A 22,334-nucleotide genomic window follows, 5' to 3' on the forward strand; every position below is an offset into this window, starting at 1 on the left:
CTTGTATTCCCGATCGCTCCGTTCACCAAAGTTCAATGTCCTCCGGCCCCAGGGCTGCCGGGCCCGTACTCTGTCGCGCGTCCTCCGCCAGAGGAACCAGGCTTTGTGTGAGCCGCGTCCGCACCGATCCCTGCCTGATCGCAGCGAGCGCCTTGGTCGCCTGTGTCCGATCCGCTGGCGCCGGTCGGGCGAGCACGTCGAGGATGCGCGCGAGGTCTTCTAATGTCTGATGCGTGGCGTCGATGGCCTGCAGTTCCGTAACCAACGCGTCTCGATCGACTTCGCCGCGCGCGAAGGCGACCAAGCCGCCTTCGAGCTGTGCCAGGGCATGGCCGAGTCGCCGACATTCCGAGGCGATCGCCGAATCCAGGCTCGGCGGAACTTTCATAGGCGCCCAACCACCGCTTCAATCGTCGCCTTGATATCTGCCACGGTGAAAGGTTTGGGGAGAAAATTGTTCATTCCCAGAGATTTGCCCGTCTTGATGACCTTCTCGTCACTGCGCCCGGTGATAAGGATGAAGCCAATGCGCTTTGTGACCGGATCGTGCCGAAGATGCTGCAGCAACTGCAACCCATTCATCTCAGGCATATAGAGGTCCGAGAGCACGAGATGGGGGGGATTGGTCCGCGCCTTCTGGATCGCGTTCTTCCCATCGGTCGCATATTCGACATTCCGGATCCCCAGACTGTCGAGCGCCTGAAGCAGCAAGCCGCGGCTGGTGGACATATCGTCAACGACGAGGATCTTGAGGCTTTCCCTCAACGACATGGGACTATCTCCGCAAAGGATGATGATTTTCCGGCGTAGCTCGTCTGTCCGATCAACCGGAGATCGCTGTCTTCGATCAGCAGCCTTTCGGAATGGCCGAGGCAGAGCAGGCCGTCCGGCGCCAGTCGGTCGATTAGATCCGCCTGCACCGTGCGCTGAATGTCGGCGGCAAAGTAAATCGTTACGTTCCGACAAAAGATGATGTCGAACGGGCGTGGGACGGGCAGGGGCTCGATCAAGCTGTGCCGAAGATAGGTGATGCCCGCTTGAAGGTCGGAGATATCCACGCGAGGCGTGTCGCCCCGGGTGCCGAGTGCGGCGGCCGCTCCGTCTTGCAGGGCGACAATGAGCGAGGGATCGCCAAACTGGCTCTTGGCGATAGACAGTGAGATGTAGTCGATATCCGTCGCGAGAATCCGTGCATGTGCGATCCAAGCCGGGCCGAAAACGCATCGGCAGATCATCGCCATCGAGAGCGTCTCCTCGCCGGTAGAGCAGCCTGCGGACCAGATGCGCAGAGGGTCTGACCGGCCACGGTCCAGGGCTTTGAGTGCCCGGGCGAGGAGAGCAAAGTGGTGCGGCTCCCTAAAAACGCTTGTGACGTTCGTCGTCAGCGCAGAGATCAGATACTGTCGCTCCTCCACGGCTGCCGGATCAGAGCCTTCGACGAGCGAGGCATAGACCTCGAAGTCTTGCGCCCCCGTCGCGCGCAGCCTCTTTTGCAAGCGCGAGGCGACAAAGGACTGCTTTCCCTCCTGCAAGTCCAACCCGGCCTCGGCGAGCGCGAGTGAACTCAGCCTGCGAAACGCGCTATCTGGAAGAGAGATCATTGTACCCCTTCCTCGGCCATGCCCGGCAGGCGGGGCAGGACCCGCTCCATCGACAAGATTTGCACCATGGCGTCATCGACGACGAACAGGCGCTCTGCCATGCCGGTCTCGTCCTCCGATGCGACCTTCGGCACGTCCTGCAACTGGTCGGGGACAGGATGGACGATATCGGAAACCGCCTCGACCAGGAGGCCATGGACGCGGCTTCCCTGCTGGATGACGATGATGACGTTGCGCGGATTGTCCTCGGTGCGCGGCGCGCCCAAGCGCATGGCGAGATCCATGACCGGCAGAACGGATCCGCGCAGGTTGACCATGCCCCGCATATAGGGCGGCGCATGAGGCAAGGGGGTCGGCGCGCTCCAACTGCGGATCTCACGGACGGCCATGATATCCACGGCGAATGCGCGGCCGCCGCATCGGAAGGTCAGTAATTCCATCCCGGCGCCATAGGGCGGTGCATCCGACGTGATTTGAGAGGCGAGAGGCGCTGCGGTCATGATAGATGCCCCTCGAATGCGGCAGGCCCGCGGATCGCGTCTGAGGCCAGGGCCAAACCGCCGGGATCGACGATCAGGGCGACCTGCCCATCCCCAAGTATGGTTGCAGCCGAAACGCACGGCACGCGACCGAAGCTATCGCCCAGGCCTTTGATGACGACTTGACGCTGTGCCTCGATGGCATCGACGCGCAGCGCGTAAGCGTCCAGGTCGTCGGGTTTTACGAAGAGAAGAGCGCTGTCGTCATCGGCGCGTCTATCGATTTGCGCCGGAGCGGCGAAGCCCATCCCTTCCGCCAGGTCCAGCAGGGGAACGAAGCGGTCTTGCAGCATCACCACGCTGCGCATGGGGGAGATCGGCTCGATCCGGGCGGAGTCCATGGTCTGCGTCTCGACGATGGCCGCAAGAGGGACGACCATGCGCTGCTGCGCGGAGCGTACGATCATTCCGTCGAGGATTGCGAGGGTCAGGGGAAGACTGATTGAAAAGGTGCATCCCTTGCCGGGCTCGGAATGGGTCGCGATGGTGCCGTTCAGATCGCGGATGGCCCGCTGCACGACGTCCATTCCGACACCGCGGCCGGATAGGTTGGAAATGCTCGCTGCGGTGGAGAAGCCCGGAAGAAAGAGCAGGCGGTCGATTTCAGCCGGTTCGAGAGGCCGGTCGGCGGGGATGAGGCCGCGTTCGATCGCGCGCGCGCGCACCCGCTCCCGGTCGATGCCTTTGCCGTCATCGGTGATTTCGATCACCACCCGATCGGACTGCTGGCGCGCAGAGAGACGGACCGTGCCGGTCGCGGGCTTGCCTGCGGCAATACGATCTGCGGGGGACTCGACACCGTGGTCGATGGAATTGCGGATCATGTGTGTCAGCGGGTCGGACAACCGCTCGACCACGGTCTTGTCGATTTCAGTGGACTCGCCCTCGGTCTCCAGCCGGACATCCTTGCCCGTCATCTGCGCCGCCTCGCGGACGATGCGGGTCATGCGTTGGAAGAGCGAGCGCACCGGCTGTGCTCGGATGGCCATCACGCTGTCTTGGATGTCCCGGGTCAGCTGTTGGAGATCGTCGAGACCGGACGCCGAGTCGGAATTCGAACCCAGCCCGTCCTTCAAAACGCTCTGAGACAGCATCGCCTGACAGATCACGAGTTCCCCGACGAGGTTCACCAATCGGTCGATTCGGTCCAGGTCCACCCGGATGGTTGCCGAAAGCCCGCCTTTTGGGCCCGCGGGAGCGGGGGCCGCGGGTTTGCTGTCTTGGGCCGCGGGCCGCTGTGGCGGCGGCTCGGGGGCGGGCGGGGTCGGTTCCGGGTCGGCGGTGAGCTCCGCTGAGTCTGGGGTCTCTGGCGCCTCAGCTTCCGCACTCGGGGCAGGGTCCGGGTCGGGCACCTCGGGCTCCCGGTAGGTCATCGTGATGACGCAGAGATCCTGGGCGAATTCGAAGACGCTCTCGATCTCGGTCTCGGTCAGATCGGGCGCGGAGGGGTAGAGGTCGATGATCCAGCGGACACGCGGCTGGCTCGGGTCCAATTCCTCCAGCGGCGGCAGATCGCTTTCGATCAGGCGCGGCTCCAGCCGCCCCATCACATGGAGCGCACGGAACAGATACAAGGGTTCGTTGCCGCTGGAGAAGAGATCGGGCAGGGGCTCGAACTGGATCTCCCAATAGCCGCCGGCCTTCGATCTTGGCGCGGTGGGGGCGTCCGGTGCGTCGCCGTCTTCCTCGAACATGTTGAGGTCCAACGGCGTGACTTCGAACGCGTCGTCCAGTGGGGGCAGATCCGCGAGGCCGAAATCGACGTCCTCTTCAGCGCTGCCGGCGCTTGCGCGCGCGGCGAGCTCGGCGAGGTCGTCCGGGATCGTGGCGTCGCCCTCTTCCCCCTCGATCGCCTTGGCCACAAGATCCCCCAGCCGGTCGGACGCACGCAGCAAGGTGGCGACGACGACGGCGTCGATCTCGACCGATCCGCTGCGCAGCCCGTCCAATGCGGTCTCGAATTCGTGGGAGAAAGAAATGAGCGCCGTGAGGTGGAAGGCCCCGGCGCCCCCCTTGATCGAATGCACGGCGCGAAAGACCGCATCGACCGTGTCGGCGTCTTGCTCTCCGGCCTCCAGCCGAAGCAGACCGCCCTCGAGCTGCTCCAGCAACTCGGTGCATTCTTCGAAGAAGGTCGCGCGGATTTCGTCCATGCTCGACATCAGCGCAGCCCCGTCACGGTGCGCAGGGCCACCACGAGGCGCGCGGGGTCGAAGGGTTTGACGATCCAGCCGGTTGCGCCGGCGTTGCGCGCACGTTGCTTGAGCTCTTTCGCGCCCTCGGTCGTCAGAACCAGGATGGGAATACCTGCGAAGACGTCCAGCGCCCGGACCGCCTCGATAAAGCCGAAGCCGTCGAGCCGGGGCATGTTCACATCGGTCAGGATGGCATCGGGCTGTGGGTCCATCGCCTTGAGAATCTCCAGCCCCTCCAGCCCGTCCACGGCCATGGTCGACTCGATCCCCTCCCGCTCCAGCGTGAGGCGGACCATGTCGCGGATCGTGCGGCTGTCATCGATTGCGAGGACGTGCATCAGACACCCCCCACCGGCTGCGCGCCCTTGGTCAGGCGGTCGACCGTGCATCCGAGATCGGCGAGGCAGCGCGTGAAAGCCGCGGAGGGGCACCTGATCTCGACCGAACCGCCCTGGCTGCGCACATGGTCGGTACCTGCGAGGAGCACCTGCAAGGCCGGCGTGGTCACGATCTCCACCGCGGTTGCATCGACGGTGACATCGCCGCTTTGGGCAAGGAACCAGTCGCGCAATCGGCGGGCGGATCCGAGGTCCTGACGCGGCGCAAGGGTCAGCGCCGTGTCCTCTGCGGTTGGGGGAGCGGGGGAAGTCGACACCTTCGGATACTCCGGTCTGGGATACTCGTCCCAGCCGGCATATCCGCCCGGCTCCTAACAAACGGTTACGAGGCGGCGCGCAGCTTCGAAAGATAGGCCGCGCAGCCCGTCAGTGCCGCGAAATCGTCGATGATCAGCGAGACGGGAAAGTTCGCCATGAAGCCGGCGAAGCGGCCCTTGTCACGGAACGCTTCGGGGAACCCCTTCTCCTGAAGGTAAGGCCCGACCGAGCGGGAGACGCCCCCGACGAGATAGACGCCCCCCAGAGGCAAATGGATCAGCGCGAGGTTGCCGACGACCGTTCCGGCGGTGCGGATGAACTGGCGGAGGGTCGCTTCGGCCCGGGGATCGGTGTCGATCCGCGACATGATTTCGGCGGCGGTGAACTCGGCGCTCTCGCCCGCCTCGTGAGAGAGCCAATGGTAGATCCGCTCCAGCCCGCGGCCCGACAACACGTCCTCGATCGCCGGAAAACCGTGGGCGGTGGAGACGAAGGTGCAAAGACGCAGTTCAGCCTCGGTGCGCACAGGCATGTTGGCATGGCCGGCTTCGCAGGCGGGGACGATGCGGCCCGCCGGGGTGTCATGGACCGGCGAGGCGTTGAACCCCGTCCCGATCCCGACGACGAGCCGAGGACCGGCGACCGAGGGGCCCTCGACGACCGTCTCATAGGCGGCTTCCGGCAGATGGCCCAAGGCATGGCCCTGCGCCTGGAGGTCGTTCAGAATCGCGCAGGTCGTCGCGCCGGTCGCATCGGCCAGGCGAGCCTCGTCGATCGACCAGTCGAGATTGGTCAGGCTGCCGACGCCATTGGCTACGGGGCCCGCGATGCAGACGCAGGCGCCGTCGGGGGCCGGACCGCCTTGTTCGGCGCGGTAATGGGCCAGGGCAGGGGCCAAATTGACGAAATCGCGGTTGGCGTATTTCCGCACGGTGTCCTGCAGGACCTCGCGGCCGCGGCTCAGCGCGACGCGGGTATTGGTGCCTCCGACATCGGCCAGCAGGTAGAGTTCGTCGGTCATGGCACACTCCGTAGTTGGGCCAGGCGGAAACGGCCGCGCGAGATCGCGGAAACCGGGCGCCGCGCGTGGGGGGTATTCCAAAACGTGCCGCAGCTTGTCCAGCACAGAGCGACGGGACGGCGGCAGGTCTCACGCATTCGGGGCCGGTCCGGTCGAGGCGCCGATCACCAGTTCGCATTCCCAAATATCCTGGATCGGAGCCAGGCCGGGCCGGGTGATCTGCTCGATCAGGATCTCGGCACATCGCCGCCCGGCCGCCCGCACCGAAGAGCGCGTGGCCGTGAAGAGCGGCGCGTCCTGTGGCCCGTTGGCGAGATAGCTGAGCACGTCGTCATGGGTCACGAGGGAGACGTCCTGGCCCAGACGCAAGCCCAGCTCATGCGTCGCGCGGCGCACGCCGATGGCCATCGTCAGGGAGGAGACCAGAAAGGCGGTCGGCGGGTTGGGGCCTTCCAACATGCGGCGTGCCGCTCCGTGGCCGTTGGTCTCGGACATATCCCCGGCAAAGAGCAGATCCGGGTCGACGCTCACCCCGCGCCCGGACATCGCCGAGGCGAAGCCATCCCGCCGCCGGCAGGCGAAGTCCATGTCGAGATTGCCGTTCAACAGGGCGATCCGCCGATGCCCCAGGTCCAGCAGCAAATCCGTCGCTTTGTGAAACGCTCGGATGTTATCGATATCGACGAAGTTGAACGGCGCGTGCTCGCCCGGCAACCGGCCATGCACGACGAACGGCAGCCCCAGCTCCTGCAAGAGAGGAATACGCTGGTCGCCGATCCGTGGTCCGTGGACGATGACGCCGTCGACGCTGCGGGTCTGGGCCATCTGACGATAGACCCGGTCCTCGCTGCCATCCGTCACGATCGAGAGGGTCAGGTCGTAGTTCTCGCTCGAATAGACCTCGCCTGCACCGGATATGAAATCGGCGAAGACCGGGTTGACGACCTCTTGGTTCAGGGCGGTCGGGATGACGTGGCCGATGGCCATGGCCCGTCCGCTCGCAAGCGCGGCCGCCCTTCGATTCGGGCGATAGCCGTGACGTTTCGCCGCCTCCGTCACGCGGCGCCGCGTTTCTTCCCGCACTTCCGGATAGCCGCCCAAGGCGCGGCTGACCGTGGTCGGCGACAAGCCAAGCAACCCAGCGAATTCCTTTAGATTCAAGATTTGCTCCCTCCGGGGCCTCCCCGCGCTCCGCTCCCGCTCCGAAAAAACACCCTCGCGTATTCCTGAGGTGGGCCTCGGACATTGACTTTCGTCAGCATCGGGCCGATTGCTGGACTTGTCAAAGCGGTTTGGAAAGAGAATCCGGGCCGCAATGCGAAACGCCGGAGGGAACCGGCATCACAACGTGGCCCGACGAGGCCGCACGGGAGGACTTATGAAGAAGCTTGCCAGCAGCACCGCCATCGCGGTGCTTCTTTCGAGTGCCGCCTATGCCGACGGCCATACCGCCGCCTTCACGCCGGGCGAGGGACCGTTCGACTGGGACAGCTACAATGCCTTCGCCGAAGCGACCGATCTCACCGGGCAGACCGTCACCGTGACCGGGCCCTGGACCGGCGACGAGGCCGCCAAGTTCGACATCGTGATGGCGTTCTTCGCCGATGCGACCGGCGCGGAGGTCAACTATTCCGGCTCCGACAGCTTTGAGCAGGACATCGTGATCTCCTCGCGCGCGGGCTCCGCGCCGAACCTCGCGGTGTTCCCGCAGCCCGGTCTCGCCGCCGACATGGCCTCGCAAGGGCTGCTGACGCCGCTGCCCGACGGCACGGCCGACTGGGTCGCCGAGAACTTCGCCGCGGGCCAGTCCTGGGTCGATCTCGGCACCTATGCCGGTGAGGACGGTGAGGACGACCTCTATGGCATGTTCTACCGCGTCGATCTGAAATCGCTGGTCTGGTATTCGCCCGCCGCCTTCGACGAGATGGGCTATGACATCCCGACCACAATGGAAGAGCTCAAGGAGCTGACCGACCAGATCGTCGCCGACGGCGAGACGCCCTGGTGCATCGGCCTGGGCTCGGGCGCGGCGACCGGCTGGCCCGCGACCGACTGGGTCGAGGACATGATGCTGCGGACGCAGCCGCCCTCTGTCTATGACGCCTGGGTCTCCAACGAGCTGCCCTTCGACGCGCCCGAGGTGGTCGCGGCCATCGAGGAATTCGGCTATTTCGCGCGGAACGACGACTACGTCAGCGGCGGCTCGCAGGCTGTGGCCTCGACCGACTTCCGCGACAGCCCGACGGGCCTCTTCGCGATCCCGCCTGCCTGCTATATGCACCGCCAGGCCTCGTTCATCCCGGCCTTCTTCCCGGAAGGGACGGTCGTCGGCGAGGATGTCGATTTCTTCTACTTCCCCGCCTATGCCGACAAGGATCTGGGCGCGCCGGTTCTGGGCGCCGGGACGCTCTTCGCCATCACCAACCCCTCCGAGGGCGCCGAGGCGATGATCGAATTCCTCAAGCTGCCCATCGCCCATGAGCTCTGGATGGCCCAAGGCGGCTTCCTGACGGCGCATGCGGGCGTCAACACCGACGCCTATTCCGAGGATAGCCTGCGCGCGCAAGGCCAGATCCTGCTGGACGCGACGACCTTCCGCTTCGACGCGTCCGACCTGATGCCGGGTGAGATCGGCGCCGGGGCGTTCTGGACGGGCATGGTCGACTACGTCACCGGCGCCTCGGCCGAAGAGGTCGCCGCCGGTGTCCAGGAGCGCTGGCAGTCGCTGAACTGACGGCTTTGACCCGCGCCTTACTGGGGCGGGTCGATCCATGAGCGGGGGCCGGGTGGAGGAGCCCGGTCCCCGCTTTTCCCGACAGCGCGCATGGGAGGAATGTTCATGTCACCGCTTTTGCAAGGCATCCTGACGGTCATCATCGGCGTCGGTGGGTGCATCGGCTACTTCTGGTCGTCGAACTATGTCCTCGACAAGTACATCTTCCCCCCCAAGGGCAAGGATGCCGGGCGCAACATCAATCGCGCCAACGCGATCCGGCCCTGGCTCTTCATGCTCCCCGCGATCCTGGCTCTGGGCCTCTACCTGGTCTATCCGGTCTTCGGGTCGTTCTGGCGCTCGCTGTTCAACCGGGCCGGCGACGAGTTCGTCGGGCTCGGGAACTACGGCCTCCTCTTCGGAGACGGGGAATTCCGGCAGGCGTTGTTCAACAACTTCCTCTGGGTGCTTTTCGTGCCAGCGGCCTCGACCTTCCTGGGCCTGCTGGTGGCGCAGCTCACCGACCGTCTGAGCTGGGGCAACATCGCGAAGTCACTGATCTTTATGCCGATGGCGATCTCTTTCGTGGGCGCGTCGCTGATCTGGAAATTCGTCTACGCGGTCGATCCCGAAATCGGGATCATCAACGCCCTCCGCGCCTCGATGGGGTTCGAGGCGCTCGACCCGCTTCAGGTCGGGTTCTGGAACAACTTTCTGCTGATGTTCATCCTGGTCTGGATCCAGACCGGCTTCGCCATGGTGATCCTCAGCGCGGCGTTGCGCGGCATCCCGGAAGAGACAATCGAAGCGGCGATCATCGACGGGGCCAGCCCGACGCAGATCTTCTTCCGCATCAAGATCCCGCAGATCATGGGCACCATCGTGGTCGTCTGGACCACCATCACCATTCTGGTGCTGAAGGTCTTCGACATCGTCTACACGATGACCGGCGGCAATTTCGGCACGCAGATCCTGCCCAGTTACATGATGGAATACATGTTCCGCGACGACGGGCGCGCGACGGCTGTGGCCTTCGTCATCATGGTGATCGTGCTGCCCGTGATGATCTGGAACATCATGCAAGCCCGCAAGGAGGTGCGTTGACATGGCCGCTAACGATGACGGAATCGCCGGCGAAACCTCCGGCCTGAAGATCGTCACCAATCTCTCGGTCGTCTTCCTGGTCGTCCTCTGGCTGATCCCGACGATCGGCCTGTTAGTCTCGTCCTTCCGCGACCGGGACGCGATCAGCTCCTCGGGCTGGTGGAACGCGCCCTTCGCGACCGAGCAGAACTTTGCCGCCTCCGCCGAGGGGGAGTTCCGGCAGACGCCGGAAGGCTGGGTGCTGGAGGGCAATGTCTTCGGCGAGGACGGCTCGGGCGAGGTCATCTCCTTCGGCGGCCGCCGGTCGGAGCCCAACGCCTTCGCGCCCGGCACCACGGGCGAACTGGTGCGCGGCCGGACCCTGACCGTCGAGACGAACGGCGATTACGTCTATGTCGACCCCGACGAAGAGCAGCCGAGCCGCAACCCGACCGTCTATTTCGGGACCAAGGTGCCGCCCAGCTTCTCGACCGAGAACTACGAGACGATCCTCGCCTCGGCCGGGATGGACGTGGCCTTCATCAACACGCTGACCGTGACGATCCCGGCGACTATCATCCCGATCCTCGTGGCGGCCTTCGCGGCCTATGCGCTGGCCTGGATGGACTTCCCCGGGCGCGGGGTTCTGATCGCCGTCGTGGTCGGGCTGCTTGTCGTGCCGCTCCAACTCGCGCTCGTCCCGATGCTGACCTTCCATAACACCATCGGGATCGGTCAGAGCTTCTACGGGATATGGTTCGCGCATACCGCGTTCGGCTTGCCATTGGCGGTCTACCTGCTCAGGAACTACATGGTCGGCCTGCCGCGCGACATCATCGAGAGCGCCAAGGTCGACGGCGCGACGGACTTCCAGGTCTTCACCAAGATCGTCCTGCCGCTGAGCTTCCCGGCGCTGGCCTCCTTCGCGATCTTCCAGTTCCTGTGGACCTGGAACGATCTGCTGGTGGCTAAGGTGTTCCTGCCCTCCAACTCGGAATCCTGGGTCATGACGGTGAAGATCGCCGACGACCTGCTGGGCTCGCGGGGCGGTGACTGGGGCATCCTCGCGGCGGCGGCCTTCGTGTCGATCGCGGTGCCGCTCTTGGTGTTCTTCACGATGCAACGCTACCTCGTGCGCGGCCTGCTGGCCGGTTCCGTGAAATAGGCCGACACATGAGCGCAATCGCGACCCAGCTCTCCTCCGACACCGATCTCGACTGGTGGCGGGGGGGAGTGATCTACCAGATCTATCCGAGGTCCTTCCAGGACAGCTCCGGTGACGGGATCGGCGACCTGAACGGCATCACCGAGCGGCTGCCCTATGTCGCGTCGCTCGGAGTGGACGGAATCTGGATCAGCCCGTTCTTCACCTCGCCGATGCGCGATTTCGGCTACGATGTTTCGGACTACCGTGACGTCGACCCGATGTTCGGCACGCTGGAGGATTTCGACCTGCTGGTGGCGACCGCCCACCGTCTGGGTCTGCGCGTGATGATCGACCTGGTGCTGTCCCATTCCTCGGACCTGCATCCGTGGTTCCAGGAAAGCCGGATGAACCGGCATAACGACAAGGCCGATTGGTATGTCTGGGCCGATCCGAAGCCGGACGGCACGCCGCCGAACAACTGGCTCAGCATCTTCGGCGGCACGGCCTGGCACTGGGATCCGCGCCGGCTCCAGTATTACTTGCACAATTTTCTATCGACCCAGCCCGATCTGAACTTCCACAACATTGACGTGCAGAACGCGCTGCTGGATATCACCCGCTTCTGGCTGGATCGCGGGGTCGACGGCTTCCGGCTCGACACGATCAACTTCTACTTCGCGGACAAGCATCTGCGCGACAATCCGGCCTTGCCGCCGGAAAAGCGCAACGCCTCGATCGCGCCCGCCGTGAACCCCTATAACCACCAGGAACATCTCTATTCCAAGACGCAGCCCGAAAACCTGCTCTTTCTCAAGCGGTTCCGCGAGTTGCTCGACGAGTATCCCGGCACTGCCGCCGTTGGCGAGGTCGGGGATGCGCAATATGGGCTGAAAATCCTGGGGGATTACACCCGGGAGGGGCAGGGCGTGCATATGTGCTACGCCTTCGAGTTCCTGTCGGGCGACGGAATGAAAGCGTCCCGCGTGGTCGAGACCTTTGAGCGGCTGGAGCGGGAGGCCCCGGATGGCTGGGCCTGCTGGGCGCTCTCGAACCATGACGTGACCCGGCACGTGACCCGCTGGAACCTCGATGACCAGGGCGCGCGCTGCTATGCGACGCTGATGCAGTGCTTGCGCGGCTCGCTCTGCCTCTACCAGGGCGAAGAGCTGGGCTTGACCGAAGCGCGCGTGGCCTACGAAGACCTGCGCGACCCCTACGGCATTGAGTTCTGGCCGGAATATGTCGGCCGCGACGGCTGCCGGACCCCGATGGTCTGGGAGGCGTCGAACCTCAATGGCGGCTTCAGCCGCGCCAAGCCGTGGCTGCCGGTCTGTCCCGAACATCTCGGCCGGGCCGTGGGCCTGCAGGAGCATCGCGAGAATGCGATCTTGCACCATTACCGCCGTGTCATCGCGATGCGCGCGGGCTCGCCCGCGCTCCGTTCGGGCACGCAATCGGAGATGACCGCCGAGGGAGACCTGCTGCATTTCATCCGCGAGAAGGGTGGCGAGCGCTGGTTCTGCGCCTTCAACCTGGGAGGCGAGGCGGTCAGCGTGCATCCGCCCGAGGGCGAATGGAGTTTCGTCGAGGGCGTCGGCGGAACCGACCCGGGCCGGGCCATAACCATCGGCGGGGGCATGCGGCTGGGTCCATGGCATTACACGCTTCTGCGCAGCGTGACCTGAATATTCCACGCGGCCGGGGGAAGGCGCCGGCCACGTGACAGAAAAAGAGGGAGGAGACGCCAGATGGCGAACCTGAAACTGACCGACGTGAGCAAGGTCTATGGCGGCGAGGTGGAAGTCCTCAAGGACATCGACCTCGATATCAAGCAAGGCGAACTCATCGTGTTCGTCGGGCCGTCGGGCTGCGGCAAGTCCACGCTCCTGCGGATGATCGCGGGTCTGGAAAAGATTTCGGGCGGGACGCTCGAAATCGACGGCGAAGTCGTCAACGACGTGCCGCCCTCCGAGCGCGGCATCGCGATGGTGTTCCAATCCTACGCGCTCTATCCGCATATGACCGTGCGGGACAACATGGCCTTCGCGCTCAAGATCGCGGGTAAGTCGAAGGAAGAGATCGACGAGCGCGTGAACGCGGCCGCGAAAAAGCTGCAACTGACCGAATATCTCGACCGCCTGCCCAAGGCCCTGTCCGGCGGCCAGCGGCAGCGCGTGGCCATCGGCCGCTCGATTGTGCGCGACCCGAAGGTCTATCTCTTCGACGAGCCGCTCTCGAACCTCGACGCCGCGCTCCGCGTCGCCACCCGCATCGAGATCGCCCAGCTCAAGGAGCAGATGCCCGACTCGACCATGATCTACGTCACCCACGACCAGGTCGAGGCGATGACGCTGGCCAGCCGGATCGTCGTTCTGGATGCGCTCAAGAACAACGGCCACAAATATTCCATCGGCCAGGTCGGCACGCCGCTGGAGCTCTACGAGACGCCCAACAGCGAATTCGTCGCCCGCTTCATCGGCTCGCCTGCCATGAACCTGTTGGCCGGCGAGATCGTCGGCACCGGCGAGACCACCACGATCAAGACCGAGAAGGGCAGCGGGACGATCACCTCCAACGTGCCCTCCAAGCCCGAGGACATGGGCGCTAAGGTCAATATCGGCATTCGTCCCGAGGACGCGGTCGCCGCCGAGGGCGACGACTACGCCTATTCGGGCGTGGTCGAGGTCGAGGAGCGGCTGGGCGAGGTGACCTTGCTCTACTTCAAGCGCGATGCGCCCGAGCATGACCCGGTGATCGCCAAGCTGCCCGGAATCCAGCCCAACCTCCGCAATCAGCGTTTCGCGCTGACAGCCGATCCGTCGAAAGTACACGTTTTTCGAAACGGAGTGTCGCTGCTCTATAGATGATCGGCCCCGTTTAGGCCCAACTTGTCGGGCAGCTTGAGACTGGATCTATCCGTTTCGAGGTGCCCGATGTCGTTTCTTCGCTTTTTCTACGCGGCTTTCCTGCGTCTGGGAGGGCTCGGCCTCATCGCTGTCGGAGCGATGGGCATCCTGCTGCCGGGCTTTGCTGCGGGGGAAGGGCTGGAGGTCATCGGTGCGCTGCCGGTCGAAGCGGATCTGGGCGCCATGGCCCTGGGGCTGTTCCTGCTGATCCCCTGGTGGCTGCCGCGCGGTCTGCGTCAGCCCTTCCGTCTGGGCCACGTCCTCTGGGCGGTGCCGCTGGCGGGGGCGAGTTGGCTCGCCAGCACGATCCTGGTCTCGATCCTGCGCACGGTCGAGCCGCTGATCTCCGGCGCGCCGCCGATCCCGCCCGAGGCGGATCATGCCTGGGCCGCCGGCGCTTTGCTGGGCGCTCTGCTGGTGCTGATCCTGTCCGCGAAAGGGCGTCCAGACGCGGCGATGGAGGCGGCCCCGGTCCCTCCGGCGGCGCAGATCCCCGAGATCGACGCCGCGGAGACCTCCGTCTTTCTCAGCACCCATCGGGCCCTGCTGGCCTTTGCCGGGATCGCGCTCGCGATGTCGGCCTTCATGTTGGGCCGTCTGGTCTACGAGCCCGGACCGGTCCGTGTCCTCTACGGGATCATCGACCTGGAGCTGGTCGCGCTGGCCCTCTGCGCCGCCGGCATCCTGACGGGCGGAACGCTGCTTTTTGCCCGCACGATGCCGCGCTTCGTTTATCGGCCGACCCGGTGGTTCCATTTCTTCGGCGTGGGTGTCTGGTTGATCCTCCTGAGCGCGCCCCTGGTTGCCGCAATCGGGGCCGCGCCGTTCGGGTTCGCCCTGGCCGAGCAACAATTCGTGCTGGCGCCCGAGCAGGTGGCGGATGTGATCGCCGTCGCCGTCTCCGAGGCGCGCGGGCAGGTCATGGCGACGATCCTCGGCGCGATCGCCAGCCTCGGCCTGATCGCATCGACGGCCTTCGTCATCAGCCGGCCTCTGCCGAGCACTCTGGTCGAGGCGCCGCTGCCTCCCTATTCCGCCACGACCGCCGTGCCTACAGTGCCGGAGGTGCCCAAGAAGGACATGCGTCGCGGCACCCTGCCGGAGCCGAAACTGCCCGCCACCGGGGCCCTGATGAAGCTCTATGTCGCGGCCGATTGGCTCGTGCTGCGCCTGCTTGGCGCGGGGCTGCTCGGCACGGGCTATCTGCTCTGGCAGATGATCCAGGCCGACCGGCAGCTGCCGCAACTGGCGCTGAGCTACGGCTTCGATCCGCTCCACGCGCTGATCGGCTATTGCGCGTTTGGCGCGCTGATGGCGGTGCCGTTCCTGCTGCCGCGGGCCATCGTCGCGCCGCGCCATGTGATCGGCGGGCTGATCAAGGCGGCGTTGCTGCTGGTGGCGGGCTATGTCCTGCGGCCCGTGCTGCCGACCGCGATCAACCTGCTGGTCGACGACAAGTATCACGCGACGCTGAACTATGTCGGGCCGATCGCCTTCAATGCCGTGATCGGCGTGGCCGTCCTTTCGGCGCTGCTGATCAGCTTCTTCAAACAGATGGGCAAGACGCCGAAGACGGACTATCTGGGCAAGCCGGTGATCGAGATGACGCCCGCCGATCTCCAGCGCCTGCGCCGAGCGCGGATGGAGTTGAACTGATCAGGGGAAGCGCACCTTGCCGATGAAGGGCAGGTTGCGGTTCCGCTGGGCGTAGTCGATGCCGTAGCCCACGACGAACTCGTCCGGGATCTCGAAGCCGGTCCAGGTCGCCTTCACGTCCACCTCCCGCCGGGACGGTTTGTCGAGCAGGGCGATGGTCTCCAGCCGTCTGGGCTGGCGCGAGGTGAGCAGGTGCAGGACGTGGTGCAGGGTAAAGCCGGTATCGACGATGTCCTCGACCACCAGCACATCGCGCCCGCCGATCTCGCCACGTAGGTCCTTGAGGATGCGCACCTCGCGGCTCGATTCCATCCCGTCGCCGTAGGAGGACGCCTCCAGGAAGTCGACCTCAACGGGCAGGTCCAACTCCCGGACGAGGTCGGCGATGAAGACGAAGCTGCCCCGCAGCAGGCCCACCACGACCAGCTTGTCGGTGCCCTCGAACCGCTTCTCGATCTCGCGGGCCAGGTCCTCGATCCGCGCGGCGATGGCCTTGGCGGAGATCATCGAGTCGATCACGTAGTCTGCGGCCATCTTGCCCCCCCCGGACCCCTGCGGCATGTGGGGCGTTAACACGCCGGAGACGACCGACCAAGAGGCCCCCATGCCCCGCCATTCCGAGACCCGAGACCTGCCCTACACGCCGGAGCAGATGTACGACCTCGTGGCGGATGTCGCCTCCTACCCGAAATTCCTGCCCTGGACGGCCGCCGCGCGCATCCGCTCCCGCAAGGGCGGGCCAGAGGGAGAGGTGATGCTCGCGGACCTCATCATCTCCTTCAAGGTCTTCCGGGAGGGCTTCGGCTCCCGGGTGACGCTCTGGCCGTCGGAGAAACGGATCGAGACGGAATATCTGGACGGGCCGTTTCGCCACCTTCAGTCGGAATGGACCTTCGCGCCGACCGAGACCGGCTGCCGGGTGCATTTCTGGGTCGATTTCGAGTTCCGCAACGCCATCATCGGCCGCGTCGTCGGCGCCGTCTTCAATGAGGCGATGCAACGGGTCGTGGCGGCCTTCGAGCGGCGGGCGCGCACCCTCTACGGCTGAAGCGCGCTCAGGATCAGCGCCAGCGCATGGTCCCGCGCCGCCGCGCGCACCTTGGCCCGCCCCGGGGCGCCGAACTCGACCGTTTCAGTTCGGGTGCCCGCCGCCGTCGCCAGTCCGAAGCAGACGCGGCCCTCGGGCTTGTGCTCCGAACCGCCGGGCCCGGCGATGCCGGTGATCGAGACGGCGATGTCGGCGCCCGAGCGGGCGCGGGCGCCGTCCGCCATCTCGCGCGCCACCTCCTCCGAGACGGCGCCGACGGCCTTCAGGGTTTCGGTCCGCACGCCCAGCAGGTCCGTCTTGGCGGCGTTGGAATAGGTCACGACGCCCCAGAGGAAGACATCGGAACTCCCGGCCACATCGGTCAGCGCGGCGGCGACCATGCCGCCGGTGCAGCTTTCGGCGGTGGCCACCGTGCGGCCCCGCGCCGCCTTGAGGATCGCGCGCGCCGTCATGCGTGGGCCAGCGCGGCGAGGACGATCACTCCGATCGCCGCCATCGCGCCCGCGACGGCATCGTCCAGCATGACGCCCCATTCGTCCGGCCTCCGGTCGGCCCAGCCCACGGGACCCGGCTTCCAGATGTCGAAGAGGCGGAACAGCAGGAAGGCCGCGATCCAGCCGGGCCAGAGGCGCTCGACCGGGACGCCAGCGTTCTGTGCGCCCCAGGCGAGCGGGATCAGCGCGATCCAGACGCCCAAAAGCTCGTCTATGACGATCTCGGAGGGGTCGTGCTCCTCCCGGCCCTCGGTCACCTTGCGCGTGGCCCAGAGGCCAAGCGGCAGCATGAACGCCGTCGCCACGGTGAAGAACAGCGCCCCGCCCTGCATCGCGAGCCAGGCCAGCGGCAGCGCCGCCAAGGTGCCCCAGGTCCCCGGAGCGGGCCGCAGATGGCCCGCGCCCAGAACCGTCGCGACCACCCCCGCGAGCGTCATAGCGTCACCAGCGCCACCGTTGCCTGGCAGGCGATGCCCTCGCCGCGTCCGGCAAAGCCCAGCCGTTCGGTCGTCGTCGCCTTGACCGAGACGCGCCCGATCTCGACCCCCGCAAGTTCGGCCACGCGGGCGCGCATCGCATCGGCATGCGGCCCGATCTTGGGGCGCTCGCAGATCAGCGTGCAGTCGAGATTGGCGATGGAGAAGCCCCGCGCCCGGGCAAGATCGGCCGCATGGCGCAGGAACTGCCCGCTCTCCGCGCCCTTCCATTGCGGGTCCGACGGCGGGAAGTGCCGCCCGATATCGCCCTCGGCCAAGGCGCCATAGATCGCGTCGGCCAGCGTGTGTAGCCCCACATCGGCGTCGGAATGGCCCTGGAGGCCGCGATCATGCGGCACCGCGACCCCGCACAGCATCACGTGATCCCCGGGCCCGAAGCGATGCACGTCGAAGCCGTTGCCCACCCTGATATCCATCTGCGCTCCCATCAGCCGTTCGGCGCGGGCGAAATCCTCCGGCCGTGTGATCTTGAGGTTGATCTCGTCGCCCTGAACCACGGCGACCTCGATCCCCGCGGCGCGCGCGACCTCGACATCGTCCGCCGCCTCGCCCGCATAGGCCGCATGGGCCGCCCGCAGCGCGGCCGTCCGAAATCCTTGCGGTGTCTGTGCGCGCAAAAGCCCCCTCCGGTCCTGGAGCCCGGTGACGCGGGTATCTCCCCGCCAAAGCGCATCCGTGACCGCCAAGGCCGGGGCCGCCGCGTCGAAGTCGTCCAGCGCCGCCATGACCCGCGCGATCACCGCGGCGGGCACCAGAGGCCGCGCGGCGTCATGGACCAGCACGCGGTCGGTCTCGACCGCGGCCAGCCCCGCGGCGACGGAGGCCGCCCGTGTCGCGCCCCCCGGGATCAGCCGGACGCCTGGGCAGGCGCGAGCGGCCAGTTCGACATCGTCAGGGTGAATCACCAGCACGGCATCGGCGACATGCCCCTCGAAGGCCGCAAGACTGTGGGCTACGATAGCTTTGCCCCGCAACGCTCTGAATTGCTTTGGAATGCCGCCACCCGCGCGCGTCCCGCGCCCGGCGGCGACGATCATGACGGTGGTCTCGGTGTCGGCCATCGCGGCGGCGCCTCGGGTTGGGGGGCTCTGCCGGTCCTAGACCCGCGAACGCGGGGTGACAACCGGACGGGCAGTGCACTGGCATTTCGCACAATTATGAGGCATATGGCGAAAGAAGCGTCGCCGCCTTCGTTCATTGCCTGCATTTGAGGATCGGAAGGCGCTATTGCGTTCTCGAACCGCACAGGGATTCAGCACGTGCCCGTCCGTCCCGCATCAAGCCTTGACCCGCGCCTTGCCGCACTCGGGATGACCGAACCCGTGGCGCTTGCGCCGATGGCCGGCATCACGGATTTGCCGATGCGGGATCTGGTGCGCGGTTTTGGCGCGGGGCTGGTGGTCTCCGAGATGGTGGCCTCGCGCGAGATGGTGCACGCCAAACGCTCGGTCCGTGATCGGGCGGAGATCGGCGCGGGCGCGGCGGGGACGTCGGTCCAGATCGCCGGGCGCGAGGCCTACTGGATGGCCGAGGCCGCGCGCGTGCTTGAGGGGCAGGGCGCCCGGATCATCGACATCAATATGGGCTGCCCCGCCAAGAAGGTTGTGGGCGGGGCCTCCGGCTCGGCGCTTTTGCGGGATCACGACCATGCGTTGACGCTGATCGAGGCCGTGGTCGAGGCGGTTTCGGTTCCGGTGACGCTCAAGACGCGCCTGGGATGGGACGACTCGCGGCGCGACACCGCGCGCCTCGCTAGCCGCGCGGAGGCGGCAGGGATCGCAATGTTCACGGTTCATGGGCGGACCCGCTGCCAGTTCTACAAGGGCGCGGCCGACTGGGCCGCCGTGCGCGAGATTGTCGAGGCGGTGGAGGTTCCAGTCCTGGTGAACGGCGATATCGTCGACACTGCCACCGCCCGTCAGGCGTTGGAGCAGTCCGGGGCCGCGGGCGTGATGGTCGGCCGCGGCATTCAGGGACGGCCTTGGACGATCGCGGCAATCGCGGCGGGTCTCGCCGGGCGGGCCCCGGTTCTCGCCCCGTCCGGACCGGCCCTGGTCGAACTGGTCCGCCGGCATTACGACGCGATGCTCGATTTCTACGGGCCGCACGGCGCCCGCGCCGCCCGCAAACATCTGGGCTGGTATATGGACGACGCGGGGACGCCTCCGGCGCTGCGCCGCCGGATCCTGACCGGAGCGCCCGCAGAGGTCAGCGCCATGTTGGCCGACGCGCTGGCCGGGCCGCAGAGGCAGGCCGCATGACCGATCCCGGAGCGGTTTGGCACGCGCTCGCCATCCCGGCGTTGATCGTCGACGAGGACGACCGCGTCGTTCTGGTGAACGGTCCGGGGGAGGGGTTTCTCAACCGTTCCCAACGGACCCTGGAAGGCTCGGAGATCGTCCGCCTGATGGAGGTGGAGGGCGGCCTGGAGGCGGCGACGGCGCGTGTGCGACGCCGTGGGGCGCCACTGACCTTGCATGACAGCATCGTCAAGCTCGGCCCTGGGCCCGCGCTGCGCTGCGACCTGCATCTGTCGATGCTGGACGAGGGCGTGCTGATCCTGATCGCGCCGCGGGACATCTCGGGGCGGGTCGATCGCGGCCGCTCCTCGACCTCGGCGGCGCGGAGTGCGATCGGCATGGCCGAGATGCTCGCCCATGAGATCAAGAACCCGCTGGCGGGGATCACGGGCGCCGCGCAGCTCCTCTCGATGAACCTGGAGGGCGGGGATCTCGAGCTCACCGACCTGATCGTGGGCGAGACGCGCCGGATCGTGAAGCTGCTCGACCAGGTCGAGCAGTTCGGCAACCTTCGTCCGCCACAGCGCAAGCCAGTGAATCTGCATGACGTTCTGGATCGGGCGCGGCGCTCCGCCATGGTCGGCTTCGCGGCGCATATGACCATCAGCGAGGATTTCGATCCCTCGCTGCCGCCGACCCTGGCCGATCCCGATCAGTTGCAACAGGTCTTCCTGAACCTGCTCAAGAACGCGGCCCAGGTCGGCAAGCAGGGCGGCAATATCACGATCCGCACCTTCTACGAGTTTTCGCTGAGGGTCCGGCGTCCGGACGGATCGGGCGGGGCGGTGCCGCTTCAGGTCGAGATCGTCGATGACGGCCCGGGCGTCCCGCCCGAGATGATCGGCAACCTCTTCGAACCCTTCGTGTCCGGCCGCGAGAACGGAACCGGCCTCGGCTTGGCCCTGGTGGCGAAGATCGTTCACGAACATGGCGGCTGGATCACGGTCGACAGTGTGCCGGGACGCACCGCCTTCCGGCTGTCCCTGCCCATGGCCCCCGCGCGCGACCAGACTGAACCCCATGGCCCAACCGATTGATATAAAGGAGTTTCGTGATGGACGGTACAATCCTCGTAGCTGATGACGACAGGACCATCCGGACCGTCCTGACCCAGGCGCTGACCCGGGCCGGATGCAAGGTCCACGCGACCTCCAGCCTGATGACCCTGATGCGATGGGTCGATGAGGGCAAAGGCGATCTGGTGATCTCGGACGTCATCATGCCCGACGGCAACGGGTTGGACATGCTGCCCAAGATCGGCAAGGCGCGCCCGGGCCTGCCGGTGATCGTGATCTCGGCGCAGAACACGATCATGACGGCGATCCAGGCGACCGAGGCCGACGCCTACGATTACCTGCCCAAACCCTTCGATCTACCCGACTTGATGAAGCGGGCGTCCCGCGCCTTAGACCGGAAGGCGGCCCCGGCGGCGCCGGCTCCGGACCAGGACCTGGACCGAGCCAACGAAGAGCTGCCGATGATCGGGCGGACGCCGGCGATGCAGGCGCTCTATCGCCTCGTGGCGCGGGTCATGAACACCAACCTGCCGGTCCTGATCACGGGCGAGAGCGGGACTGGCAAGTCCCTGATCGCCCGGGCAATCCATGATCTCTCCGATCGTCGGACCCTGCCGTTCGTGACCGCGACCGGGACCGATCTGATGGGCGCCGATGGGCCTGCGGACCTGGTCGGCCGGGCCAAGGGCGGCTCGATCCTCTTCGACGAGGTGGGCGATTTCGACGCGGAGGCCCAGGCCCGGGTCGTGCGCATGCTGGACGCGCTCGGCGGGTCCGGTCCGCGGGTCATGGCGACCTCGCAGACCGACCTGGAAGCGCGCCTCGATGACGGGTTCCGCTCCGACCTCTATTACCGTCTGTCCGGCGCACAGATCGACGTGCCGGCCCTGCGCGAACGGGTCGACGATATCCCGTTGTTGGCCAACCACTTCCTCGGCCGGGCCGAGCGAGAGGGCGGCAACCTCCGGCATTTCAGCACCGAGGCGATGTCGCTCATCCGATCCCACCCCTGGCCGGGCAATGTCCGCCAACTCGAGAACATCGTGCGCCGCCTCGTGGCGACCAGCCCCGCCGAGGAGATCACGCGGGCCGAGGTCGAAGGCGTCACCGGGAACGCCCCCACCGCCGCCGGGCCACGGGCCGCGCTATCCGGCGATAACCTGTCGGAAGCCGTCGAGAAGCACCTCAAGCGCTATTTCGACCTGCATGGCGGAGAATTGCCCGCACCGGGCCTCTACCAGCGCGTTCTGCGCGACGTCGAAGCGCCTTTGATCGAGATCGCGCTCGATGCGACCGGGGGCAACCAGGCCAAATGTGCCGATCTGCTGGGCATCAATCGGAATACACTCCGCAAAAAAATTACAGACCTCGATATTCTCGTGACACGACGCCGCAAGTTGATGTAGAATCATCACAGGCGTGGCAGATCGGAGACAAATCCGGCATAAGATCGCGCGGTAGG

At 66.2% G+C, this 22,334-nt stretch carries 23 protein-coding genes; 10 read left to right on the forward strand and 13 right to left on the reverse strand.

Features of this window, described 5'->3' with window-relative positions:
* Nucleotides 1-22: 22 nt before the first annotated feature.
* The 9 genes from DTQ71_RS17230 to DTQ71_RS17270 form a co-directional block, all read right to left on the reverse strand.
* Nucleotides 23-388 carry a hypothetical protein gene (locus tag DTQ71_RS17230; RefSeq protein ID WP_109565543.1) on the reverse strand — a complete coding sequence of 122 codons (366 nt, stop codon included), beginning with the start codon at nucleotides 386-388 and terminating at the stop codon, nucleotides 23-25.
* Complete coding sequence (locus DTQ71_RS17235; RefSeq protein WP_109565544.1) at nucleotides 385-771, reverse strand: response regulator; 387 nt, start codon at nucleotides 769-771, stop codon at nucleotides 385-387. Before DTQ71_RS17235 ends, DTQ71_RS17230 begins: the two co-directional genes overlap by 4 nt.
* Nucleotides 762-1,601 (reverse strand): CheR family methyltransferase, encoded by an 840-nt coding sequence (locus DTQ71_RS17240; RefSeq protein ID WP_109565545.1) that lies wholly within the window; start codon nucleotides 1,599-1,601, stop codon nucleotides 762-764. The genes DTQ71_RS17235 and DTQ71_RS17240 overlap by 10 nt, the downstream gene beginning before the upstream one ends.
* On the reverse strand, nucleotides 1,598-2,101 hold the full coding sequence (locus DTQ71_RS17245) for a chemotaxis protein CheW (protein WP_245947634.1): 504 nt from the start codon (nucleotides 2,099-2,101) through the stop codon (nucleotides 1,598-1,600). Before DTQ71_RS17245 ends, DTQ71_RS17240 begins: the two co-directional genes overlap by 4 nt.
* Complete coding sequence (locus DTQ71_RS17250) at nucleotides 2,098-4,293, reverse strand: chemotaxis protein CheA (RefSeq protein WP_170125477.1); 2,196 nt, start codon at nucleotides 4,291-4,293, stop codon at nucleotides 2,098-2,100. Before DTQ71_RS17250 ends, DTQ71_RS17245 begins: the two co-directional genes overlap by 4 nt.
* Nucleotides 4,294-4,301: 8 nt before the next feature.
* The gene (locus tag DTQ71_RS17255) at nucleotides 4,302-4,673 is read right to left on the reverse strand and encodes a response regulator (protein WP_109565547.1); all 372 of its coding nucleotides are present in this window, start codon (nucleotides 4,671-4,673) and stop codon (nucleotides 4,302-4,304) included.
* The gene (locus DTQ71_RS17260) at nucleotides 4,673-4,990 is read right to left on the reverse strand and encodes an STAS domain-containing protein (RefSeq protein WP_109565548.1); all 318 of its coding nucleotides are present in this window, start codon (nucleotides 4,988-4,990) and stop codon (nucleotides 4,673-4,675) included. Before DTQ71_RS17260 ends, DTQ71_RS17255 begins: the two co-directional genes overlap by 1 nt.
* 65 nt (nucleotides 4,991-5,055) lie before the next feature.
* Nucleotides 5,056-6,012 (reverse strand): glucokinase, encoded by a 957-nt coding sequence (locus DTQ71_RS17265; RefSeq protein WP_109565549.1) that lies wholly within the window; start codon nucleotides 6,010-6,012, stop codon nucleotides 5,056-5,058.
* A 129-nt stretch (nucleotides 6,013-6,141) separates the two neighbouring features.
* Nucleotides 6,142-7,173 carry a LacI family DNA-binding transcriptional regulator gene (locus tag DTQ71_RS17270; protein ID WP_109565550.1) on the reverse strand — a complete coding sequence of 344 codons (1,032 nt, stop codon included), beginning with the start codon at nucleotides 7,171-7,173 and terminating at the stop codon, nucleotides 6,142-6,144.
* A gap of 217 nt (nucleotides 7,174-7,390) precedes the next feature.
* On the opposite strand from DTQ71_RS17270, the gene DTQ71_RS17275 reads away from it, so the two are divergent.
* From DTQ71_RS17275 to DTQ71_RS17300, 6 genes are all read left to right on the forward strand, one after another.
* The gene (locus DTQ71_RS17275; RefSeq protein WP_109565551.1) at nucleotides 7,391-8,746 is read left to right on the forward strand and encodes an ABC transporter substrate-binding protein; all 1,356 of its coding nucleotides are present in this window, start codon (nucleotides 7,391-7,393) and stop codon (nucleotides 8,744-8,746) included.
* A gap of 105 nt (nucleotides 8,747-8,851) precedes the next feature.
* Nucleotides 8,852-9,829 (forward strand): carbohydrate ABC transporter permease, encoded by a 978-nt coding sequence (locus DTQ71_RS17280; protein WP_109565595.1) that lies wholly within the window; start codon nucleotides 8,852-8,854, stop codon nucleotides 9,827-9,829.
* A 1-nt stretch (nucleotide 9,830) separates the two neighbouring features.
* Complete coding sequence (locus DTQ71_RS17285; protein WP_109565552.1) at nucleotides 9,831-10,973, forward strand: carbohydrate ABC transporter permease; 1,143 nt, start codon at nucleotides 9,831-9,833, stop codon at nucleotides 10,971-10,973.
* A gap of 8 nt (nucleotides 10,974-10,981) precedes the next feature.
* The gene (locus DTQ71_RS17290; protein WP_109565553.1) at nucleotides 10,982-12,640 is read left to right on the forward strand and encodes an alpha-glucosidase; all 1,659 of its coding nucleotides are present in this window, start codon (nucleotides 10,982-10,984) and stop codon (nucleotides 12,638-12,640) included.
* Nucleotides 12,641-12,703: 63 nt separating this feature from the next.
* Entirely contained in the window at nucleotides 12,704-13,822 is a 1,119-nt protein-coding gene (locus DTQ71_RS17295) for an ABC transporter ATP-binding protein (protein WP_109565554.1), read from the forward strand.
* Between the two features lie 66 nt (nucleotides 13,823-13,888).
* The gene (locus tag DTQ71_RS17300; RefSeq protein WP_109565555.1) at nucleotides 13,889-15,517 is read left to right on the forward strand and encodes a hypothetical protein; all 1,629 of its coding nucleotides are present in this window, start codon (nucleotides 13,889-13,891) and stop codon (nucleotides 15,515-15,517) included.
* Here DTQ71_RS17300 and hpt read toward each other — a convergent pair whose 3' ends face one another.
* Nucleotides 15,518-16,051 carry a hypoxanthine phosphoribosyltransferase gene (gene hpt / locus DTQ71_RS17305; RefSeq protein WP_109565596.1) on the reverse strand — a complete coding sequence of 178 codons (534 nt, stop codon included), beginning with the start codon at nucleotides 16,049-16,051 and terminating at the stop codon, nucleotides 15,518-15,520.
* Between the two features lie 70 nt (nucleotides 16,052-16,121).
* Between hpt and DTQ71_RS17310 the strand changes: the two genes are divergently transcribed.
* Entirely contained in the window at nucleotides 16,122-16,565 is a 444-nt protein-coding gene (locus tag DTQ71_RS17310; protein WP_109565556.1) for a type II toxin-antitoxin system RatA family toxin, read from the forward strand.
* Here the strand turns inward: DTQ71_RS17310 and DTQ71_RS17315 are convergent.
* From DTQ71_RS17315 to DTQ71_RS17325, 3 genes are read right to left on the reverse strand one after another with little or no spacing between them, the layout of a single operon-like run.
* Nucleotides 16,556-17,017, reverse strand: a complete 462-nt coding sequence (locus DTQ71_RS17315) for a CinA family protein (RefSeq protein ID WP_109565557.1) — start codon at nucleotides 17,015-17,017, stop codon at nucleotides 16,556-16,558. The two genes, DTQ71_RS17310 and DTQ71_RS17315, sit on opposite strands and share 10 nt — an antisense overlap.
* On the reverse strand, nucleotides 17,014-17,496 hold the full coding sequence (locus DTQ71_RS17320; RefSeq protein WP_109565558.1) for a phosphatidylglycerophosphatase A family protein: 483 nt from the start codon (nucleotides 17,494-17,496) through the stop codon (nucleotides 17,014-17,016). Before DTQ71_RS17320 ends, DTQ71_RS17315 begins: the two co-directional genes overlap by 4 nt.
* Complete coding sequence (locus tag DTQ71_RS17325; RefSeq protein WP_109565559.1) at nucleotides 17,493-18,617, reverse strand: bifunctional 2-C-methyl-D-erythritol 4-phosphate cytidylyltransferase/2-C-methyl-D-erythritol 2,4-cyclodiphosphate synthase; 1,125 nt, start codon at nucleotides 18,615-18,617, stop codon at nucleotides 17,493-17,495. The genes DTQ71_RS17320 and DTQ71_RS17325 overlap by 4 nt, the downstream gene beginning before the upstream one ends.
* A gap of 249 nt (nucleotides 18,618-18,866) precedes the next feature.
* On the opposite strand from DTQ71_RS17325, the gene dusB reads away from it, so the two are divergent.
* Genes dusB through DTQ71_RS17340 form a run of 3 tightly spaced genes read left to right on the forward strand, consistent with a single transcriptional unit; the run spans nucleotide 18,867 to nucleotide 22,278 of the window.
* Entirely contained in the window at nucleotides 18,867-19,817 is a 951-nt protein-coding gene (gene dusB, locus DTQ71_RS17330) for a tRNA dihydrouridine synthase DusB (protein WP_109565560.1), read from the forward strand.
* Nucleotides 19,814-20,893, forward strand: a complete 1,080-nt coding sequence (locus DTQ71_RS17335; RefSeq protein WP_109565561.1) for a two-component system sensor histidine kinase NtrB — start codon at nucleotides 19,814-19,816, stop codon at nucleotides 20,891-20,893. The genes dusB and DTQ71_RS17335 overlap by 4 nt, the downstream gene beginning before the upstream one ends.
* A 17-nt stretch (nucleotides 20,894-20,910) precedes the next feature.
* Nucleotides 20,911-22,278 carry a response regulator gene (locus DTQ71_RS17340; RefSeq protein WP_109565562.1) on the forward strand — a complete coding sequence of 456 codons (1,368 nt, stop codon included), beginning with the start codon at nucleotides 20,911-20,913 and terminating at the stop codon, nucleotides 22,276-22,278.
* The last annotated feature ends 56 nt before the right edge of the window (nucleotides 22,279-22,334 follow it).

The organism is Jannaschia seohaensis, assembly GCF_900116765.1.
In the GTDB taxonomy this organism is placed as follows: domain Bacteria; phylum Pseudomonadota; class Alphaproteobacteria; order Rhodobacterales; family Rhodobacteraceae; genus Jannaschia; species Jannaschia seohaensis.

What these genes read in the sequence shown, in the direction of transcription:
- DTQ71_RS17230 (WP_109565543.1), bottom strand. Translation starts at nt 388, where the DNA reads ATGAAAGTTCCGCCGAGCCTGGATTCGGCGATCGCCTCGGAATGTCGG.
- DTQ71_RS17235 (WP_109565544.1), bottom strand. Translation starts at nt 771, where the DNA reads ATGTCGTTGAGGGAAAGCCTCAAGATCCTCGTCGTTGACGATATGTCC.
- DTQ71_RS17240 (WP_109565545.1), bottom strand. Translation starts at nt 1,601, where the DNA reads ATGATCTCTCTTCCAGATAGCGCGTTTCGCAGGCTGAGTTCACTCGCG.
- DTQ71_RS17245 (WP_245947634.1), bottom strand. Translation starts at nt 2,101, where the DNA reads ATGACCGCAGCGCCTCTCGCCTCTCAAATCACGTCGGATGCACCGCCC.
- DTQ71_RS17250 (WP_170125477.1), bottom strand. Translation starts at nt 4,293, where the DNA reads ATGGACGAAATCCGCGCGACCTTCTTCGAAGAATGCACCGAGTTGCTG.
- DTQ71_RS17255 (WP_109565547.1), bottom strand. Translation starts at nt 4,673, where the DNA reads ATGCACGTCCTCGCAATCGATGACAGCCGCACGATCCGCGACATGGTC.
- DTQ71_RS17265 (WP_109565549.1), bottom strand. Translation starts at nt 6,012, where the DNA reads ATGACCGACGAACTCTACCTGCTGGCCGATGTCGGAGGCACCAATACC.
- DTQ71_RS17275 (WP_109565551.1), top strand. Translation starts at nt 7,391, where the DNA reads ATGAAGAAGCTTGCCAGCAGCACCGCCATCGCGGTGCTTCTTTCGAGT.
- DTQ71_RS17280 (WP_109565595.1), top strand. Translation starts at nt 8,852, where the DNA reads ATGTCACCGCTTTTGCAAGGCATCCTGACGGTCATCATCGGCGTCGGT.
- DTQ71_RS17285 (WP_109565552.1), top strand. Translation starts at nt 9,831, where the DNA reads ATGGCCGCTAACGATGACGGAATCGCCGGCGAAACCTCCGGCCTGAAG.
- DTQ71_RS17290 (WP_109565553.1), top strand. Translation starts at nt 10,982, where the DNA reads ATGAGCGCAATCGCGACCCAGCTCTCCTCCGACACCGATCTCGACTGG.
- DTQ71_RS17295 (WP_109565554.1), top strand. Translation starts at nt 12,704, where the DNA reads ATGGCGAACCTGAAACTGACCGACGTGAGCAAGGTCTATGGCGGCGAG.
- DTQ71_RS17300 (WP_109565555.1), top strand. Translation starts at nt 13,889, where the DNA reads ATGTCGTTTCTTCGCTTTTTCTACGCGGCTTTCCTGCGTCTGGGAGGG.
- hpt (WP_109565596.1), bottom strand. Translation starts at nt 16,051, where the DNA reads ATGGCCGCAGACTACGTGATCGACTCGATGATCTCCGCCAAGGCCATC.
- DTQ71_RS17310 (WP_109565556.1), top strand. Translation starts at nt 16,122, where the DNA reads ATGCCCCGCCATTCCGAGACCCGAGACCTGCCCTACACGCCGGAGCAG.
- DTQ71_RS17315 (WP_109565557.1), bottom strand. Translation starts at nt 17,017, where the DNA reads ATGACGGCGCGCGCGATCCTCAAGGCGGCGCGGGGCCGCACGGTGGCC.
- DTQ71_RS17320 (WP_109565558.1), bottom strand. Translation starts at nt 17,496, where the DNA reads ATGACGCTCGCGGGGGTGGTCGCGACGGTTCTGGGCGCGGGCCATCTG.
- DTQ71_RS17325 (WP_109565559.1), bottom strand. Translation starts at nt 18,617, where the DNA reads ATGGCCGACACCGAGACCACCGTCATGATCGTCGCCGCCGGGCGCGGG.
- dusB (WP_109565560.1), top strand. Translation starts at nt 18,867, where the DNA reads ATGACCGAACCCGTGGCGCTTGCGCCGATGGCCGGCATCACGGATTTG.
- DTQ71_RS17335 (WP_109565561.1), top strand. Translation starts at nt 19,814, where the DNA reads ATGACCGATCCCGGAGCGGTTTGGCACGCGCTCGCCATCCCGGCGTTG.
- DTQ71_RS17340 (WP_109565562.1), top strand. Translation starts at nt 20,911, where the DNA reads ATGGACGGTACAATCCTCGTAGCTGATGACGACAGGACCATCCGGACC.